The following is a 17,243-nucleotide window of genomic DNA, read 5'->3' as shown; positions in this document are numbered from 1 at the left end:
GATGGATCAGCGCCTTGTTTCGGGGAAAACGAAGCACTTGTCGCGGCGGATGGTCAGCCACATCACCCGGCCCGGACTGGGCACAAACACGTTTGGAACCGTAGCCCTGAGGATCGAGCCATCATAGTCCATGCGAAACTCTACCAGGCTTTCATTTCCCAGAAATCGCGCGCGTTCGACGACGCCACGGGCCGCAACACCGTCTGTTGGTGTCGGCAATGGCCCCTTGCCGTTGCGGTCAAAGTCCAGCTTGATGTGCTGAGGGCGAAAAACGATCTCGACATCCGTACCATTCGGAATGCCCGGTGCCAGGAACTGACCAAAGGGCGTATCCGCCAATGCGCCATTCACTTGCGCCCGCAAAACGTTGACATCACTGAAAAATGCCACCGCCGCCTTATCCGCGGGACGCGTATAGACGTTATAGGGCGCGCCCTGTTGCACGATCTTGCCACGCCGCATCAGGGCGATCTCGTCGGCCATGCGCATCGCTTCTTCCGGCTCGTGCGTGACCAGCAGTACAGCGGCATCTTCTTCCTTGAGAATGGCCAGCGTTTCGTCACGGATACCATCACGTAAACGGTTATCGAGGCCCGAAAAGGGCTCGTCCATCAGCATGATGCGCGGGCGCGGCGCCAGGGCACGCGCCAACGCCACGCGTTGTTGCTCGCCACCCGATAGTTGATGCGGAAAACCATCGATGAATCGCATCAGGTCGACCTTCTGCAACAACTCCTCGACCCGGGCGCGTTTTTCGTCCTTGCTGCCCTTCAGACCAAAGGCCACATTTTTAGCCACACTCAGATGCGGGAACAGCGCAAAGTCCTGAAACATCAGACCGATCTCGCGCCGTTCCGGAGGCACCCGGAAGACGGTGTCGCAGATCAGCTTGCCATCAACATAAATCTCACCCGAGTCCTGCATTTCGACCCCGGCGATCATGCGCAACGTAGTGGATTTCCCGCAGCCCGACGGCCCCAGCAGACAGGTCACCTTGCCTGCCTGAACGGTCAGTGAAACATCATCCACAACAACCCGGCCTTCAAACCGACGGATAATGTTGCGAATTTCCAGACGCGGTGGAATTGCGTTACCTGTCACCGATGGACCCCGTTACCTTTCCCGATCAAATCCATCGGGCTTGAGCGGGGATAGCAACCCCGCCCCTCAGGTGCAAGGGATCAGCAACACCCGCCAGAAGCGACAGATGCACCCATGGCTTCAAACGGGCTTTCGCCACCACAGCCTTCGAAAATACCATAATGGGTCGAAAAATCGCCGATAAAGTCAAAATGACGGGCAAATCGCGTTTCTTTCAGCATCATCCAGGTATTGCCGCAAACCGGAAACACCTTGCCGGCTTCTATAACGTGGTGGTCATCCAGACCAAATTCATGCGGTGCGTTTGGCACGGTTCCCTTATAGATCACGGCTTGCCCATAATCTTCACAAGCCGGTTCCAATGCAGGTAGTTTGAACAGACGGTATGTCGCGGACAGGAACTTCAACGGCGCAACACGCTCTTCCAGTACGGGATTTTCGATCGTCAGCGGACGATGTGTCACGCGGCGCGGGTCGCCGAAACCGGCCGTTCGAGCCATTGACAGGAAATCATTCCAATAAAGCGCGCCGGACAGGCACTCGCCATAAAGAACTTCGTCTTCGGCCATCGCCTGCGGAATACGGCGGTCTGCATAGACATCCGAGAAATACATCTCGCCGCCCTCTTTCAACAACCTATGTGCGCCGCGCAGAACCGCATTCTTATCCGTGGCCAGGTTGATGACACAGTTCGAGACGATGATATCGAACGATCCGGGTTCCAGATCAAGCTCATCCAGTTTTTCTATATAGCCGTGATGGAATTCCACATTGCTGCGGGCATATCCAAATGCCTCGGCGTGATAATCCTGATGCGCGCGGGCGACGTCCAGTTGTTCGGGCGTCATGTCGACACCCACTACCCGGCCCGTCTTACCGACCATGACGGACAAGGCATATACATCCCGCCCGGCCCCACACCCCAGATCTAGGATCGACATGCCTTCAAGGTCAAGTGGGGCAATCAGACCGCAGCCATAGTAGCGAGTCAGAACGTCGTCATGAATCTTTGAAAGGATCTTTTTGATATGGTCGGGCATGTCGTCAGGCGTGCAGCACGCATTGGTCTGCAAGTCAGCACTGCTTTGCAGGACTTCACCATAATAGTTCTGCACCGATTCATGTTTCATCGCGCTTTTCCCTCGCAAATGGTCATGTACGAGCTAATGCAGCCGCCGGGGGTTCGCAATCCGGGGAAGGCGTTTTTGACGAAAGCGTGAGCGGTCCCGCGCGGTTTTACCCAAGCAGGTCGAAGTCCACGCCTGCACGAATTTTGCCATTTACCTGAACCTCCAGTCGGTGCGCGCCGGGAACCAACTTGAACGTTGTGGCATCACTCTTCAACTTGTGGCGTTTTTCCAGCGTCAGTTTCCCGTTCTTCAAAGCCGCCTGCTTCAACTTGTGCACCTTGGCTGAGATTTTCCCGCCAGGTCTTTGAAAATGAATGATATAGTCAACCAGAACTGGCAGCTCTCCGACCCCTTTCAAAGCGACGGAAAAGGCCAGAGCGTCACCAATCTGAGCTTCCGAATTAAGGTTGACCGCGACCTCGATGTCCGCGTCCGGGTCATAGCCTAACATCTTCATTGCTTCGGGATGCCCCGCTTTCACAAGCCCGCGCAGGGTGTGTGACGTCATCCAGTCCAGTTCGTCCTGAGTCTGATGACCCTGGTTGCGCCACGCCTTCAGACGATCCAATACCAGATCCGGGTCTTTCTTGGTGATGTCATTCAGGTGATTGGATACGGACCGGGTGACATATCGCGTCGCATCTATGTGCAAATTGTCCAGCAACGGCAGCGGGTCCTGCAAACCCAATACAACCGCCTGCCCCCATGGCAATCGGGGGCGCGTGCCTTCGCTGACCAATCTGCGCACATGGTAACTGTCATGAGAGCACCAGTCCTGCATCCGCCGCAATACCCGGTCCGGGTCGTGATTTAGGAACGGTCGGATTGCCCATTCCATGGAAAACCTCTGTGTCAGTTCCTCCATCATGTCCAATGCCAAATCGGTATGCTCAAGTCCTATGGTCGCCACCCACTCACCGACCGGCGCAAAGATGAAATCGCCAAAGTCGTCATCAGTCTTCGTTGGGTCCAAAGGTGCAGGCAAGGCACGCAGGATCGTCGGGGCAACAGCAGGCAAATCACCGGGTACCGCCTGTTGCAGGCATGTGGCGATCCAGATGATCCGATCCTTCAGCTCTAACTCCAGCAATCGCGACATGACCGCAGATCGGAATGCCAGAGCATCAAATTCTGCATGAGAGTCGGAAAACAAACCACTGAGATAATTGACTTTCTCAGCGTTGAACATCTGATCTTTCAACGAAAACCCTTGCGCCATGGTCACATCGTCAAATTGGTTGCGCCGCCATCCAGCAGAATGTTCTGACCAACGATGAACCCCGCATGTTGAGAGCACAGGAACGCGCAGGCAGCCCCGAATTCCTGCCGCGTTCCATAGCGTCGTGCAGGAATGGTCGCCGAACGGTTTGCGCGGGCGTCTTCGATCGAGATGCCTTGCTGGGAAGCCACGCCGCTGTCCAGCGCATCCGCGCGATCCGTTGCGTGAATGCCAGGCAGCAGGTTGTTGATGGTCACGCCATGCGGTGCAACCTGGCGTGAAGTTCCCGCGACATATCCGGTCAAACCCGTGCGGGCTGCATTCGAAAGCCCCAGCACCGCAATTGGCGCGCGCACGGATTGTGAGGTGACGTTCACCACCCGCCCCCAACCTTTGTCCATCATTCCGGGAAGCAGCGCTTTCATGAACGCAATGGGGGTCAACATATTGGCATCTAGCGCCTTGATGAAATCATCACGCTCCCAGTCCGACCATAACCCCGGCGGCGGTCCACCAGCATTTGTCACAAGAATATCAACGCCCTGCGCCGCTTCGATCACCCGCGCCTGCCCTTCCGCAGTCGTCACGTCACACGCGACTGTTTGTACCTCGACGCCATGCTCTGACCTGAGGCGTGCCGCCTCGCTCTCCAAAGCGTCCGAACCACGCGCATTCATCACAAGATTTACGCCGGCCTCAGCCAAAGCCTCGGCACAGCCCAAACCCAGCCCTTTGCTGCTGGCACAGACCAGCGCGCGCTTTCCTTTTATTCCAAGGTCCATCGGATCCTCCCTGTCAGTCATTGCCGCATGTCTAGCATCGGCCAGACAGGGAAGACCAGAAATGGCTTGGGATCAGTAGAAGAACTCTTCGCGCACGATCTTGCCATCTGCGACGTGATAGATACCCACTTCACGCATATCAAAGGCTTCGCCGGTTTCCTTTACCTTACCCTGCACTTCGAAAATCACCGCAAAGCGGTCTTCGCCGTGCACAAACGGGTCGCTGACCGAAGCGCCAGAAACCTCGTGGGCTCCTTCCCACCATTCATGTTTGCCACGGATCGCGTCACGCCCTTGTACTTCACGCCCCATGCCTGAGTAATCGACCGCTTCAACAGAAACTGCGTCCGGCGCATACAATTTCTCAAGATTTTCCTTGGCGCGGTCCTCACGGCAGCCAGCCACCAATTCATTGGCAATCTCTTTCAAATCCATTGGTCTTCTCCACAATTTGTTCACTATATGTTCTTATAACCACAAGCCTGTGATTCGAACCACCCCCTTTGTCTTGCTTCGGCAGGATTCCCCGCCTATACGCGCGGTCATGCTTGATACCTCGAACCAACCTGCCCTGCCGCCCGAGATTGCCCGTCGCCGGACATTCGCCATCATCTCGCACCCGGATGCCGGCAAGACGACGCTGACTGAAAAGTTCCTGCTTTACGGGGGCGCCATTCAGATGGCTGGTCAGGTGCGCGCCAAGGGCGAGGCCCGGCGGACACGCTCGGACTTCATGCAGATGGAGAAGGATCGCGGAATCTCGGTTTCCGCATCGGCCATGTCGTTCGACTATGGCAATTTCCGGTTCAACCTTGTTGACACGCCCGGCCACAGCGATTTCTCGGAAGATACCTACCGCACGCTGACGGCCGTGGATGCGGCCGTGATGGTGATCGACGGCGCGAAGGGTGTCGAAAGCCAGACGCAAAAATTGTTCGAGGTCTGCCGCCTGCGCGATCTGCCGATTCTGACCTTTTGCAACAAGATGGACCGAGAAAGCCGCGATACGTTCGAGATCATCGACGAAATTCAAGAGATGCTGGCCATCGACGTCACCCCCGCCGCGTGGCCGATTGGCGTGGGTCGCGATTTTATCGGCTGTTACGACATGCTGCGTGACCGGCTGGAGCTGATGGACCGCGCCGACCGCAACAAGGTGGCCGAGAGCATCGAAATTAACGGGCTTGATGACCCGAAACTGTCGGAACATGTTCCTGCACACCTGCTGGAAAAGCTGCTGGAAGAGGTTGAGATGGCGCGCGAGTTGCTGCCCGCGCTGAACCCGCAGGCGGTGCTTGAAGGGCATATGACCCCGATCTGGTTCGGCTCGGCCATCAACTCGTTCGGCGTCAAGGAACTGATGGAAGGCATCGGCGCATATGGACCACAGCCGCAGGTGCAATCAGCCGAACCCCGCCAGATCTCTCCGGATGAAAAGAAGGTTGCGGGCTTTGTTTTCAAAGTTCAGGCCAATATGGACCCCAAGCATCGCGACCGGGTGGCATTTGTCCGCATGGCATCAGGCCATTTCAAACGCGGTATGAAACTGACCCATGTGCGGTCGAAAAAACCGATGGCGATTTCAAACCCGGTGCTGTTTCTGGCATCTGACCGGGAACTGGCTGAAGAGGCCTGGGCCGGAGACATCATCGGCATTCCCAACCACGGCCAGCTGCGCATCGGTGACACGCTGACCGAAGGTGAGGCGCTGCGCGTCACCGGCATCCCCTCTTTCGCGCCGGAACTGCTGCAAGGCGTCCGTGCGGGTGATCCGATGAAGGCCAAGCATCTGGAAAAGGCCCTAATGCAGTTTGCCGAAGAAGGCGCGGCAAAGGTGTTCAAACCTTCAATTGGGTCAGGCTTTATCGTGGGTGTCGTCGGCGCGCTGCAATTCGAGGTGCTCGCCAGCCGGATCGAGATGGAATACGGCTTGCCTGTGCGTTTCGAGGCGTCTCAGTTCACCTCGGCCCGCTGGGTCAGCGGTGACAAGGCTGAGGTCGAAAAGTTTGTGAATGCAAACAAGCAGCACATCGCGCACGACCATGACGGCGACATTGTCTATCTGACCCGGCTGCAATGGGACATCGACCGGGTGGTTCGGGACTATCCCGCCCTGAATCTGACCGCCACCAAAGAGATGATGGTGTGATCCAACTGACTGATTGCACAGCCGAGTCAGCCTGTGCAATTCTGCGCGCATGAACAAGGATGAACTGACTTTCCCCGGCGGTCTTCCAGACATGCTGGACAGGTATGAGAACCGGCGCAGCCCGTTTCAGTTCGGCACCACCTCTTTGCCTGACCTTGACATTGACCTTATTGAACTGGCCGGTCGAACATTGCCCGAAAGTGCGACTGTGCCCCCGCCGAAGCCCAGTACAAGTTGGGATCGCAAGCGTGCTCAGATTGCGCGGGAATTTGTCGGAAACTCGGAACTTGCCTTCCTGAATGCCCAGCTGATCTCGAACTTGCGAAAGCGGTCCTTCCCGCGTCACGCCCCGCTTCTGTTTTGTCGCCTTTGGGACGAACAGTCGGACCACCTTCTGTCCACGCTTGATTTGCGATGGCTGGTCTCGTCGGTTCAGACCTTTGCGGACCACGGTCAAACTGCAACTCAGCGCGAGGTTGGTCACGCTTTGCGCATGTTGTTCGGCATGATGAAGCTATATGAGTTCGAAAGGCGCTTTTCGGGGCTGACCCCGGAAACACCGTTTCAACACCAGAATTTGAGAAGTGTCCCGCTGCCCTTTCAGATGAAAGGGTTTTCCCTTGGAAGTGGCGGACTGGATGTCAATCTGATTGCTCCGGTCTGGACCAAGGCCCTAAGCGATACCACCATCGCGCCGTTGGTCGATCACTTGATGACCGAGCTCAACAGAGATCCCGGCGGTATCTTTCGGCGCCTGAAACGCATGCGCGAAGTGCGCGCGCAGCGCACATGACCACATGGGGTGTCGTGTCGATGGTCAGGGGCCCGACCGAAGATGTCCTTCGGTTCGTGGCCCATCACCTCGATCTGGGCGCCGAGACCATCTATATCTATCTGGATGAGCCGAACCAGCGCACGTTCGAGGCGCTGAAGACACATCCCGGTGTTTGCGTACAGGTTTGCGATGACGCCTATTGGCAAAAGCTAAACCGCACGCGACCGGAAAAGCACCAGGTTCGCCAATCGGTCAACGCAACATACACCTATCGCGACACGCACCTAGATTGGCTGGCCCATATCGATGTTGACGAGTTTCTGTGGTCGCCGACCCCAATCTCGGATGTGTTGCGCGATATCCCGGACAAGGTTCACGCCGCCCGTGTCCGCCCAATCGAGGCGCTGGCAGGCGGTGAAGACCTGTACAAGGCTCATGTGCCACAAAGCCCGGCCCGTACAGAGTTGATTGAGATGCTTTATCCCAACTATGGGGCTTTCGTCCTTGGCGGGTTCCTCAGCCATGTACAGGGCAAGTTGTTTGTGCGCACGGGATTGAAACGTCTGAGTTTTCGTATCCACAACCTGTTTCAGAACGGGAAATTGCGGCCGTGCAATTACGAGCTTGCACAGGTCGATCTATGCCACCGCCACGCGCCGGACTGGGATCACTGGATCGCACATTATCCGTTCCGCATGGATCGCGGCTCGTATCAGGCTGGTATGGCTCCGAATGCCCCGCGCGAGATGGGCGGGCTGAACAAGAATGAATTGCTCAGCTGGATTGAAAGCGAACACGGCGAGGATGGGCTGCGCGCGTTCTTCAACGAGATGAGCGGCGCTGACCCAGAAGTCCGCGCCCGGCTGGAGCAGAATGGGCTGATCCGCCACCGCGCATTGAATCTGGGCGGGAAACTGGCGAAACACTTTCCCGGAAGCTGCTGAATTGTTGCGCAAAACTCGAACCTGTTTCAATCGAACCAAGATGCTGCGGTCTTCATTTGACCCCGACCCACGTATTTGTTATGTCCGCGTCCAAGCCGATATGCCGCATCACGGGCATGGCCATCCGGGCCCGGCACATCTTATACGCGCGGGCCAGGTCAAGTGTCCGCATTAAACCGGACTTACATGACAAAATTTAACGAACTGAACCTGAACCCGAAGGTCCTCAAAGCCATTGAGGAAGCCGGATACGAAACCCCAACTCCGATCCAGGCAGGTGCGATTCCACCCGCATTGGAAGGGCGCGATGTTTTGGGCATTGCCCAGACTGGTACTGGCAAAACCGCCAGCTTTGTTCTGCCGATGATCACACTGTTGGCCCGCGGTCGCGCACGTGCACGTATGCCACGTTCGTTGGTTTTATGCCCCACGCGTGAGCTGGCAGCGCAGGTAGCGGAGAACTTCGACACATACACCAAGCACCTGAAACTGACCAAAGCACTGTTGATCGGCGGCGTCAGCTTCAAGGAACAGGATGCCCTGATCGACCGGGGCGTCGACGTTCTGATCGCCACGCCGGGCCGTCTTCTGGATCATTTCGAGCGCGGCAAACTGTTGCTGACCGGTGTTCAGATCATGGTGGTGGATGAGGCGGACCGGATGCTGGATATGGGGTTCATCCCCGATATCGAGCGCATCTTCTCACTGACACCATTCACCCGGCAGACCTTGTTCTTCTCAGCGACAATGGCATCCGAGATCGAGCGGATCACCGATACGTTCCTGTCGGCCCCTGCCCGGATCGAAGTGGCCCGCCAGGCCACCGCATCCGAAACCATCGAACAGAGCGTCGTCATGTTCAAAGGTGGGCGCCGTGACCGCGAGGCCAGCAACAAGCGCGGCCTTCTGCGCGCGCTGATCGATGCCGAAGGTGACAAATGCACCAACGCGATCATCTTCTGCAACCGCAAGACAGATGTGGATATCTGCGCCAAGTCGCTGAAGAAATACGGTTACGACGCCGCCGCCATCCATGGCGATCTGGACCAGTCGCAGCGGATGAAAACATTGGATGGATTCCGTGACGGGTCCTTGCGCCTGCTGGTCGCCTCAGACGTGGCGGCACGCGGCCTGGATGTGCCAGCCGTCAGCCATGTGTTCAATTTCGACGTCCCCGGCCACCCCGAGGACTATGTCCACCGCATTGGCCGCACCGGCCGCGCCGGCCGTGAAGGTAAAGCCATCACAATCTGTTCGGGACGCGATGAAAAGGCGCTGGATGCGATCCAGAAGCTGATCCAGAAAGAAATCCCGCGCCTCGAAAATCCGGTCAACGAAGACCCCATACCAGAAAAGCCGAAGCCCGAGAAAAAAGCCCGAGACACCGAAGTAAAAAAAGACATCAGGAAAGAGCGTGAGCCGAAGGGGCACAGTCGTGGGCGCAAGGAAGGCACCGGCCAGACCGTCGTGGGCATGGGAGATCACCTGCCCAGCTTCATCGCGCTTAGCTTTGACGAACGTCGCGCCAGCTAGATTGCCAGCACAAGCGCTAAAATCGAGAACCCAAGCAACATCATCCCGGCGATCTCGCGCCGGGTGATCGTTTCTCGGAAGAATAGGATCGAAGCCATGAGGCTAAAGATCAGCTCTACCTGCCCCAGAGCTTTGACGTAAGCCGCATTCTGCAAGGTGAAGGCCCAGAACCAGCAAAACGAGCCACCGAGGCTGGTCAGGCCGACGAACACTCCGGTATTCCGCGTCTGCCAGACTGCGTGCAGTTCTGCGCGGTCGCGCCACAGCAGCCATATCCCCATGCTGGTAAACTGGAATGTCACCACCGCTGCCAGTGTTACCAGCGCCCGGAACCACGCATCGATATCGCCCAGTTGCAGTGAAGCCCCACGATAGCTGACGGCGGAAAACGCAAACAAAACACCTGATCCAAGCCCCAATTGCGAAGCCCGATTGGTCAGATGGCGCCACCAGGGTCCGTCCCCTCCGGGTGTTTTTGACAACAAAAGCACAGCCATCAACCCCAACAGGATCGCGATCAATGCGCCGCGCGATACACTGTCCCCCAAGACCAAAAAGCCAACAATCGCGGTCTGGATCACTTCGGTTTTCTTGAAGGTAATTCCAACGGCAAAATTGCGTTGTTTGAACAGCGCCACCACGCAGATCGTAGCAAGGATTTGCGCTGTCCCGCCGATAACCGCGTAAAGCAAGAACAAACTGCTGAGCTGGGGCATACTCGCCCCAGTTAACTGCAACGCAACACATAGCCCGATAACGGCCAACGGCATAGAATAGGCAAACCGCGCAAAAGTTGCACCTGCAGCAGACAGCTTCACGCTGGCCAGGGACTTTTGCAGCATGAAACGCACAGTCTGAAAACTGGCGGCGGCTATGGTGACAGGAATCCAGAGACTCATGCCACCCGTTGTGTCGATAAATCAAGGCTTTGGCCAGAGAGGATGTGGCACAGGGTCTTTTGCGCGAACGAAATACTGCCGGAAGATCTGTGTATAGGACCGGTAAACATAAGCCTCATTGCAAGCCAAGTACCTGTCCTTTCCGTCCCGGTACAATGCAGGTAGGCGATACCAAGGAGCGGCCGGATTCATATGATGAACGACGTGCAGGTTATTGTTCAGAAAAAGAAAAGCCAAAGGTCCGCGATCTTCGATAATCACCGTGCGGGCACGGGATTTTTCATGTGCACGGTGTTCAAGAAACGTGCGGATCTTCAAAAGCGACAACCCCAGATAGGCTGCGATCAGATAGGCCCAGACCGGCATGGCCGATTGCGCAACCACCCACAGCACCGCCGCCGCACCGGGCAAATGCAAAGCCCATCCTAGGAGGATCGCCCTGTCCCCGCGCATAAATCCACGCCATTCGTCCCGCATAAACAGAACCTGACCAAGAGCAGGACCCAGCACCATCCGCCCCAACAGCGTGTTGTTCAGGCTCAGGATCATCTGCGCCAGCCGCGGCAATCTCGACCAGATATGCGGATCCAGATAATTCGATTCCGGGTCGTCATAAGGGTCCGTCAGGGTGGCATCCTGATGATGCGCCAGATGCAGGTCCCGAAAGCGGCTATACGGAATGGCCAATGTCAACGGCAGTGCCATCAACGTCTCGTTCAGCCATTTGGCACGAAAGGGGTGCCCATGCAGGGCTTCATGCGTCAGTGACGAATGCAGAGCCGCAACGACACCCAGAGCCGGGACTGCCAACCACAAGGATGCAAGCGCCAACCAAAACAAACCGGCAAGCCATGCCGCATAACACAAGACAATCAGGAATAACGTGCCCCATTCGGGTGATTTGGGTGCAGTGGGATCAGCCATTTCGTCCCCACGAAATGTTCGCCCAGATTCTTTCGTAAATCACGTACATCGTCAGGCCGATGGCCGTGTTCACCAGCGCCAGCGCCCCTCCTACAGCGGCCGAGCCTGTTGCCAACAAGCCCACCATTGTCATGATAGCCAACCCCATCGCATTCCAAACGATTGCTTTCACGACTGATCTTCGCCGCGTTTCCATTCCGAACCCCGTTCCTTTTTCTTACTCAAAAGCGTTACATCCGGACCCCAGTATTGGAAATTCTGAATATGATTAACAAAATTCAACAACTGTGATAAAAATCATGACATGCAGGAAAATATCGACAAGCGCGATCGCGCCTCCCAGTTTCGTCTCCGCCTAGCCCGCGCGATGGAAGAGCGCCATGTCAGCCAAAGTGCCCTTGCGCGCTATATTGGCGTTGACCGCTCGACCGTTTCCCAATTGCTGACAGATCATGGCGCTCGGTTGCCCAACGCACATGTTGTTGGCGGATGCGCAGCGGCGCTTGGTGTATCGGCCGACTGGTTGCTGAACCTTTCCGACAGGCCGGAAAGCGCGGCTGAGCTTCTGGCAAGCTCGCTGACCTTTACCGAGGCCCCCCGCGCCCTTGTCGATGAACGTATCTTCGAGTGGCATCAGGAGGCCGCCGGGTACAAAATCCGCTATGTCCCGGCCACCTTGCCCGACATGCTCAAGACGCGTGCGATACTGGAATGGGAATACGCCCCGCATCTGGGCCGGACCGCTGATCAAGCCATCGGCGCGTCGGCGGATCGTCTGACTTGGATGCGCAGCGCCCAGTCGGACTATGAGATCGCCATGCCGTTATTCGAAATCGAAAGCTTTGCAAACGGCACCGGGTATTATCAAGGTCTCAGCCCAGAGGTTCGGCTGGAACAGATCGATCACCTGTTGGCGCTGTGCGAACAGCTCTATCCGCGGATGCGCATCTATCTGTTTGACGCAAAACGGCTTTATTCGGCACCGGTAACGATTTTCGGCCCGCTACTCAGTGTATTCTACGCAGGAAGTCATTATATGGCCTTCCGCGACCGGGATCGGATCGAGACATTCTCACGCCATTTCGACACGCTGGTACGTGAGGCCGAAGTGGCCGCCCGGGATTTTCCAAACCACCTGCGTTGCCTCAGAACGGCGGTTTCCCGCGACGTGTGATGCAGCAGCGCTCAACCTGTGCTATTTTACTATGGCGCGAACCATAAGGCATTCCGAACACAGACGGAGGAGCACAGGAATGGACGCAATTCAAACCGCTCAATACGCACGTGCACTTTTTGCCGCCCATGGAGACCAAGCCGAGGCCGAAGCCGCGAAAAAAATGCGCGACTGCGAAGCTGCCGGGAATCGGCAAGAGGCCCAGGACTGGCAAGCGGTCCGTCGGACCATCCGCCAGATCCGTGGTCCAAACCAAGGCTGAGTTACAGTTTCGGGTCCGGGTTGACCGTGTGACCATCCACCGCGATCACCTGACCTGAAACCAGACGTGCCGCATCCGAGGCGAGGAATACTGCCATATTGGCGACATCCTGCGCTTCGACGAAGCGCCCCATTGAGGTGCCAGAGGCATAGCCCTGATAGACCTCGTCACGGGTCATGCCCTTGGCTGCGGCTTCACGGGTCAGGACGCCTTCCATCCGAGGGCCTTCAACTGCGCCCGGACAAATGGCATTGGCACGAATGCCATAGGGCCCCAACTCCATGGCCAGCGTCTTCATCAACCCAATGACGGCCCATTTTGCCGACGCATAGGGCGCACGGAACGGGTAGCCATACTGCCCGGCTGTCGACGAGGTCAGAATTATACTGCCCGCCCGCGCCGATTTCATCAGCGGCGCTGCATATTTTGCCGCCAGAAAAGCACCGTCCAGATTGACCGCGACACAAGCACGCCACGCGTCCAGATCAATATCCTCAATAGCATTTGTCGGGCCGGCAATACCGGCATTGGCGCAGAGCACATCCAACCCGCCCATCGACCTGATGGCGTTAAATACCGCGCGCATGTCAGCCTCGTCCGCAACATCCGCTCGGTGCCCGGTCCAATGATCGGGCAAAGTATCCAACGCCGCCTGATCGATATCAGTGACGCGGACGTCATAGCCAACAGCGTCAAACGCCTCGGCCATGGCCCGGCCGACGCCTGACGCGCCAGCCGTCACCAGAACCCGGCGCGTCATGAAGGCTTCCTGATCGCCGCGCCTGCGCCTTCGGGGTAAGGCAACCCGGCCTGAGCCTCGGCAACCCGCGTCATAGCTACCTCAATTTCAGCAGATGGCGGGCTGGGGCGACGGGTTTCCAGACTGACATGCAGCAGAAAACTTTCGCCCGTGGCCAGCAGCTTGTCGCCCTCGTACATGCTGTGGAACACGTGCAGCTTCTTCCCCTGCCCCAACAGCATCTGCGTGCGCACGTCGATTTTGGCACCAGCATGAGCTTCATCCACATAACGGATATGGTTCTCCGCCGTGAAATAGCTGCCACCCGAGGCGATGTAATCCGCATCGCATCCAATGATTTCCATGAACCGATCGGTGGCGGCGGCAAAGGCTTCCAGATATTTCGCTTCGTTCATGTGGCCGTTGTAATCCGTCCAGTCCAGGGGAACAGCCCGCGACAGGGTCAGGATGGGCTGGCTCAAATCCGCTTGATCCAGCGTCGGCAGCGCTCCGGGTTTCAACCGTGCATCATGTTGGTTCAGCACCGCACCCGCGCCGTAATTCTGCGCCTTGAGGGCCCGCATCATACCGACAAGGTTGTTATCGCGAATGCGCTCCAGCTCTCGGATCGAATGCATCCCGGATTGTGCGTCAGATTGATTGGCGATCAAATCGACCAGTTCGTCAGTGAACTCGGGAACATCCATCAACTTGGTCCAAGGCCATTTCAAGGCAGGCCCGAACTGCGCCATGAAATGCCGCATTCCCGCCTCGCCCCCGGCCACGCGGTAGGTTTCGAACAGACCCATCTGCGCCCAGCGGATGCCGAAACCCATACGGATGGCCTCGTCAATTTCTTCGGTTGTCGCGATGCCATCCTTGACCAGCCAAAGCGCCTCGCGCCAGACAGCTTCCAGGAACCGGTCGGCGATATGCGCATCGATCTCTTTCCGGACATGCAACGGGAAGAACCCAAGCGATTTCAACAGGTCCTGGGCCTGTTTGATCATCTCGGGCGGGTTCTTGTCCGTTGGTACAAGCTCGATCAAAGGCAGCAGGTAAACCGGGTTGAAGGGGTGCGTCACCACGATCTGCTCGGGGCGCAGCGCTCCGCCCTGAAGTTCGGACGGCTTGAACCCGCTGGTCGAGGATCCAATGATCGCGCCCGGATCGCAAGCCTCCTGCAAGCCTTTGTAAACCTTCAGTTTCAGATCCAGACGCTCTGGCACGCTCTCCTGTATCCAACGCGCACCCTTAACCGCTTCGGCCATGTCGCTGTGAAAGCTCAGCGCACCCTCGGCTGGCAACGGAACGTCACTCAGCCCCGGCAAGGACCGTCTTGCGTTGTCCAACACCTCGCCAATCTTGCGTTCCGCCTCGGGATCAGGGTCAAACACCCGCACATCCCAGCCATTGAGCAGGAACCGCGCAGCCCATCCGCCGCCGATAACTCCGCCCCCAATAATTGCCGCCGTTTTCATGATTCCCCACCTACTGGCTGCTCATGTTTCATCTTTTTAGAAATACTCCGGGGGCTTGGGGGCTGGCCCCCAAAAACCTGCGTGTCCATTATTTTGCAACAGGTGCCTGCTTGGTCAGCCCCAGCTTCGCACGGACTTCGTCAGGGCCGATCACGCGCGCGCCCATATTCTCGATGATGGATCCTGCACGTTCCACCAGTTGCCAGTTCTCGGCCATTACGCCCTTATCCAGCCACAGGTTGTCCTCAAGCCCAACGCGCACATTGCCGCCCGCCAGAACCGAAGCCGCGACAAACGGCATCTCGTTCCGTCCCAGCGAAAACGCGCTGAAGGTCCAGTCATCCGGCACGTTGTTCACCATCGCCATAAAGGTATTCAGATCATCCGGCGCGCCCCACGGTACCCCCATGCACAGCTGGACCAGAGCGTTGGGTGCCAGAATCCCTTCCTTCACCAGTTGCTTTGCAAACCACAGGTGGCCAGTGTCAAAGGCTTCGATCTCGGGCTTGACACCCAGATCGGTCATCATCTTGCCCATGGCGCGCAATGCCCCGGGCGTATTCGTCATAACATAATCTGCCTCGGCAAAGTTCATTGTGCCGCAGTCCAGGGTGCAAATTTCGGGCAAACATTCTGCAATATGCGCCACGCGTTCCGATGCTCCGACCATGTCCGTGCCCGCGGCCACTGGAAACGGGTTTTCAACACCGCCGAACACGATATCGCCGCCCATCCCGGCCGTCAGATTCAATACGACGTCCACATCAGCGTCGCGGATGCGGTCCGTTACCTCGCGATACAGATCCAGCCGGCGGCTTGGCACGCCGGTCTCAGGGTCACGCACGTGGCAGTGAACCACTGCCGCCCCGGCCTTGGCGGCGGCAATCGCGCTGTCGGCGATCTGCCGCGGTGACCGCGGCACATGCGGACTGCGGTCCTGCGTTCCGCCCGAGCCGGTTACGGCACAGGTAATGAAGACTTCGCGGTTCATTTCCAGAGGCATGGTGTTTTCCCCAAGTTATACCCGGTTCTGCCTTGGGTTTTCCCCAGGCTTTTCCCCGGATTCCGATTTGCGTTCTGACCCGACTCTGGCGCAGCTTTGGGAAACCCACTTGGCAATATGCGAATCAAACTTGATGAAATCCGCAAAAAACATACTGCAACCGGAACACCGCGCCCTAAAAACTGCGGTGCTTGTACTGGACGAATGCAACACGCTCAGCTTTGCCTCTGCGGTGGACCCGATGCGGGCCGCGAACCGTCTGGCGGACCGCCCGGCCTTTGACTGGGACTATGTGACCGCGACGCCAGAACCCGCGGTGCTTACCAGTGCGTTGCAAGTGCCCGGTATCCCACTGGCCCGGTTGCAATCCTGCGACCTGATGATCGTGGTCGCCGGTTTCCAACTGGCCCGCCACGCCACCCCCAGCCTGCTGGCTGGTCTGCGGCGCATCGCGGGCACAGGCGCAACGATGGCAGGCATTGATGGCGGCCCGTGGCTCCTGGCCGAGGCCGGGCTACTGGATGGCCATCTGGCAACAACTCATTGGGAAGACCTCGAAAATTTTGCCACTCGGTTTCCCGAAGTTGATGTGCGCACCGATCGCTTCACCGTTTCCGGCAACCGCCTGACTTCGGGTGGCGCAATTCCGGCTGTAGAAATGATGCTGCACATCATCGCCGCCCGTCACGGCGCAAGTTTCGCCGCGCGCGTTGCAGGCCTGTTCCTTTACGATGGCGCTCCGGACCCCGGAAAACCGCAAAGCCGCACAGGCGCACCACATCGCCACACAGCGCTGACGGCCAAGGCCAACTCGATGATGCAGGCGTCACTGGATGATCCCCTGCCGCTGGCCCTTATCGCAGACCGCCTGGGCACCAGCCCACGGACGCTGCAACAACAGTTCCGCCTCCGCCTGAACACCACGCCGCAGGACCACTATCTACAACTGCGCCTGGCCGAGGCCCGCCGTCTGGTCACCGACACCGACATGCCATTGATGGATGTGGCACTCGCCACCGGCTTCGCCTCACAATCCAGCTTTGCCCGCGCTTTCCGCACCGCCCACGGTCAATCGGCCCGCGACCTGAGACACGAACGCGCGCATCCCACCCATCACTGACCGGATCC

Annotated in this window: 18 protein-coding genes; 7 read left to right on the top strand and 11 right to left on the bottom strand. The window is 57.7% G+C overall.

What is annotated here, in order from left to right:
* Positions 1–6 precede the first annotated feature (6 nt).
* The 5 genes from ACR0ID_RS01730 to ACR0ID_RS01710 form a co-directional block, all read right to left on the bottom strand.
* A complete protein-coding gene (locus tag ACR0ID_RS01730) occupies positions 7–1,074 on the bottom strand; it encodes an ABC transporter ATP-binding protein (RefSeq protein WP_480476757.1) in 1,068 nt (355 codons plus the stop codon).
* Between the two features lie 107 nt (positions 1,075–1,181).
* Positions 1,182–2,231 (bottom strand): methyltransferase domain-containing protein, encoded by a 1,050-nt coding sequence (locus tag ACR0ID_RS01725; protein WP_480603406.1) that lies wholly within the window; start codon positions 2,229–2,231, stop codon positions 1,182–1,184.
* A gap of 106 nt (positions 2,232–2,337) precedes the next feature.
* Positions 2,338–3,450 (bottom strand): hypothetical protein, encoded by a 1,113-nt coding sequence (locus ACR0ID_RS01720; RefSeq protein WP_480603404.1) that lies wholly within the window; start codon positions 3,448–3,450, stop codon positions 2,338–2,340.
* A 2-nt stretch (positions 3,451–3,452) separates the two neighbouring features.
* Complete coding sequence (locus tag ACR0ID_RS01715) at positions 3,453–4,232, bottom strand: SDR family oxidoreductase (protein ID WP_267366518.1); 780 nt, start codon at positions 4,230–4,232, stop codon at positions 3,453–3,455.
* 72 nt (positions 4,233–4,304) lie between these two features.
* Positions 4,305–4,667: a nuclear transport factor 2 family protein gene (locus tag ACR0ID_RS01710; protein ID WP_480603402.1), complete on the bottom strand. Its 363-nt coding sequence runs from the start codon at positions 4,665–4,667 to the stop codon at positions 4,305–4,307.
* A gap of 109 nt (positions 4,668–4,776) precedes the next feature.
* Here ACR0ID_RS01710 and ACR0ID_RS01705 point away from each other — a divergent pair, with 109 nt between their 5' ends.
* The 4 genes from ACR0ID_RS01705 (at position 4,777) to ACR0ID_RS01690 (ending at position 9,633) form a co-directional block, all read left to right on the top strand.
* Positions 4,777–6,381 (top strand): peptide chain release factor 3, encoded by a 1,605-nt coding sequence (locus tag ACR0ID_RS01705; RefSeq protein WP_480603400.1) that lies wholly within the window; start codon positions 4,777–4,779, stop codon positions 6,379–6,381.
* Positions 6,382–6,430: 49 nt separating this feature from the next.
* Positions 6,431–7,174 carry a hypothetical protein gene (locus ACR0ID_RS01700; protein WP_480603398.1) on the top strand — a complete coding sequence of 248 codons (744 nt, stop codon included), beginning with the start codon at positions 6,431–6,433 and terminating at the stop codon, positions 7,172–7,174.
* Positions 7,171–8,100: a glycosyltransferase family 2 protein gene (locus ACR0ID_RS01695; RefSeq protein ID WP_480603396.1), complete on the top strand. Its 930-nt coding sequence runs from the start codon at positions 7,171–7,173 to the stop codon at positions 8,098–8,100. Before ACR0ID_RS01700 ends, ACR0ID_RS01695 begins: the two co-directional genes overlap by 4 nt.
* 186 nt (positions 8,101–8,286) lie before the next feature.
* Entirely contained in the window at positions 8,287–9,633 is a 1,347-nt protein-coding gene (locus tag ACR0ID_RS01690) for a DEAD/DEAH box helicase (protein ID WP_480603394.1), read from the top strand.
* On the opposite strand, the gene ACR0ID_RS01685 is transcribed toward ACR0ID_RS01690, so the two are convergent.
* From ACR0ID_RS01685 to ACR0ID_RS01675, 3 genes are read right to left on the bottom strand one after another with little or no spacing between them, the layout of a single operon-like run.
* The gene (locus ACR0ID_RS01685) at positions 9,630–10,532 is read right to left on the bottom strand and encodes an EamA family transporter (protein WP_480603392.1); all 903 of its coding nucleotides are present in this window, start codon (positions 10,530–10,532) and stop codon (positions 9,630–9,632) included. The genes ACR0ID_RS01690 and ACR0ID_RS01685 overlap by 4 nt on opposite strands.
* Positions 10,533–10,553: 21 nt before the next feature.
* On the bottom strand, positions 10,554–11,456 hold the full coding sequence (locus ACR0ID_RS01680) for a fatty acid desaturase (protein WP_480603390.1): 903 nt from the start codon (positions 11,454–11,456) through the stop codon (positions 10,554–10,556).
* On the bottom strand, positions 11,449–11,652 hold the full coding sequence (locus ACR0ID_RS01675; protein ID WP_267366130.1) for a DUF2061 domain-containing protein: 204 nt from the start codon (positions 11,650–11,652) through the stop codon (positions 11,449–11,451). The genes ACR0ID_RS01680 and ACR0ID_RS01675 overlap by 8 nt, the downstream gene beginning before the upstream one ends.
* Before the next feature lie 108 nt (positions 11,653–11,760).
* Between ACR0ID_RS01675 and ACR0ID_RS01670 the strand changes: the two genes are divergently transcribed.
* Positions 11,761–12,630, top strand: a complete 870-nt coding sequence (locus ACR0ID_RS01670; protein ID WP_480603388.1) for a helix-turn-helix domain-containing protein — start codon at positions 11,761–11,763, stop codon at positions 12,628–12,630.
* A gap of 79 nt (positions 12,631–12,709) precedes the next feature.
* The gene (locus ACR0ID_RS01665; protein WP_480493037.1) at positions 12,710–12,892 is read left to right on the top strand and encodes a hypothetical protein; all 183 of its coding nucleotides are present in this window, start codon (positions 12,710–12,712) and stop codon (positions 12,890–12,892) included.
* A gap of 1 nt (position 12,893) precedes the next feature.
* Here the strand turns inward: ACR0ID_RS01665 and ACR0ID_RS01660 are convergent, their stop codons facing one another.
* The 3 genes from ACR0ID_RS01660 to bcoG all read right to left on the bottom strand — a co-directional run bounded on the left by ACR0ID_RS01660 (position 12,894) and on the right by bcoG (position 16,115).
* Positions 12,894–13,652 carry an SDR family oxidoreductase gene (locus tag ACR0ID_RS01660; RefSeq protein ID WP_480603386.1) on the bottom strand — a complete coding sequence of 253 codons (759 nt, stop codon included), beginning with the start codon at positions 13,650–13,652 and terminating at the stop codon, positions 12,894–12,896.
* Positions 13,649–15,115 carry a carnitine 3-dehydrogenase gene (locus ACR0ID_RS01655; RefSeq protein WP_480603864.1) on the bottom strand — a complete coding sequence of 489 codons (1,467 nt, stop codon included), beginning with the start codon at positions 15,113–15,115 and terminating at the stop codon, positions 13,649–13,651. Before ACR0ID_RS01655 ends, ACR0ID_RS01660 begins: the two co-directional genes overlap by 4 nt.
* Before the next feature lie 85 nt (positions 15,116–15,200).
* Complete coding sequence (bcoG, locus tag ACR0ID_RS01650) at positions 15,201–16,115, bottom strand: 3-dehydrocarnitine:acetyl-CoA trimethylamine transferase BcoG (RefSeq protein ID WP_480517312.1); 915 nt, start codon at positions 16,113–16,115, stop codon at positions 15,201–15,203.
* Positions 16,116–16,248: 133 nt separating this feature from the next.
* On the opposite strand from bcoG, the gene ACR0ID_RS01645 reads away from it, so the two are divergent.
* A complete protein-coding gene (locus ACR0ID_RS01645) occupies positions 16,249–17,235 on the top strand; it encodes a GlxA family transcriptional regulator (protein ID WP_480603384.1) in 987 nt (328 codons plus the stop codon).
* The last annotated feature ends 8 nt before the right edge of the window (positions 17,236–17,243 follow it).

The sequence above is a fragment of the Ruegeria sp. AL2 genome, from assembly GCF_056540845.1.
The sequence above is the reverse complement of the archived record's forward strand: the minus strand, read 5'-3'. Positions and strand labels throughout refer to the sequence as shown.

What these genes read in the sequence shown, in the direction of transcription:
- ACR0ID_RS01725 (WP_480603406.1), bottom strand. Translation starts at nt 2,231, where the DNA reads ATGAAACATGAATCGGTGCAGAACTATTATGGTGAAGTCCTGCAAAGC.
- ACR0ID_RS01720 (WP_480603404.1), bottom strand. Translation starts at nt 3,450, where the DNA reads ATGGCGCAAGGGTTTTCGTTGAAAGATCAGATGTTCAACGCTGAGAAA.
- ACR0ID_RS01715 (WP_267366518.1), bottom strand. Translation starts at nt 4,232, where the DNA reads ATGGACCTTGGAATAAAAGGAAAGCGCGCGCTGGTCTGTGCCAGCAGC.
- ACR0ID_RS01710 (WP_480603402.1), bottom strand. Translation starts at nt 4,667, where the DNA reads ATGGATTTGAAAGAGATTGCCAATGAATTGGTGGCTGGCTGCCGTGAG.
- ACR0ID_RS01705 (WP_480603400.1), top strand. Translation starts at nt 4,777, where the DNA reads ATGCTTGATACCTCGAACCAACCTGCCCTGCCGCCCGAGATTGCCCGT.
- ACR0ID_RS01700 (WP_480603398.1), top strand. Translation starts at nt 6,431, where the DNA reads ATGAACAAGGATGAACTGACTTTCCCCGGCGGTCTTCCAGACATGCTG.
- ACR0ID_RS01695 (WP_480603396.1), top strand. Translation starts at nt 7,171, where the DNA reads ATGACCACATGGGGTGTCGTGTCGATGGTCAGGGGCCCGACCGAAGAT.
- ACR0ID_RS01690 (WP_480603394.1), top strand. Translation starts at nt 8,287, where the DNA reads ATGACAAAATTTAACGAACTGAACCTGAACCCGAAGGTCCTCAAAGCC.
- ACR0ID_RS01685 (WP_480603392.1), bottom strand. Translation starts at nt 10,532, where the DNA reads ATGAGTCTCTGGATTCCTGTCACCATAGCCGCCGCCAGTTTTCAGACT.
- ACR0ID_RS01680 (WP_480603390.1), bottom strand. Translation starts at nt 11,456, where the DNA reads ATGGCTGATCCCACTGCACCCAAATCACCCGAATGGGGCACGTTATTC.
- ACR0ID_RS01675 (WP_267366130.1), bottom strand. Translation starts at nt 11,652, where the DNA reads ATGGAAACGCGGCGAAGATCAGTCGTGAAAGCAATCGTTTGGAATGCG.
- ACR0ID_RS01670 (WP_480603388.1), top strand. Translation starts at nt 11,761, where the DNA reads ATGCAGGAAAATATCGACAAGCGCGATCGCGCCTCCCAGTTTCGTCTC.
- ACR0ID_RS01665 (WP_480493037.1), top strand. Translation starts at nt 12,710, where the DNA reads ATGGACGCAATTCAAACCGCTCAATACGCACGTGCACTTTTTGCCGCC.
- ACR0ID_RS01660 (WP_480603386.1), bottom strand. Translation starts at nt 13,652, where the DNA reads ATGACGCGCCGGGTTCTGGTGACGGCTGGCGCGTCAGGCGTCGGCCGG.
- bcoG (WP_480517312.1), bottom strand. Translation starts at nt 16,115, where the DNA reads ATGCCTCTGGAAATGAACCGCGAAGTCTTCATTACCTGTGCCGTAACC.
- ACR0ID_RS01645 (WP_480603384.1), top strand. Translation starts at nt 16,249, where the DNA reads ATGAAATCCGCAAAAAACATACTGCAACCGGAACACCGCGCCCTAAAA.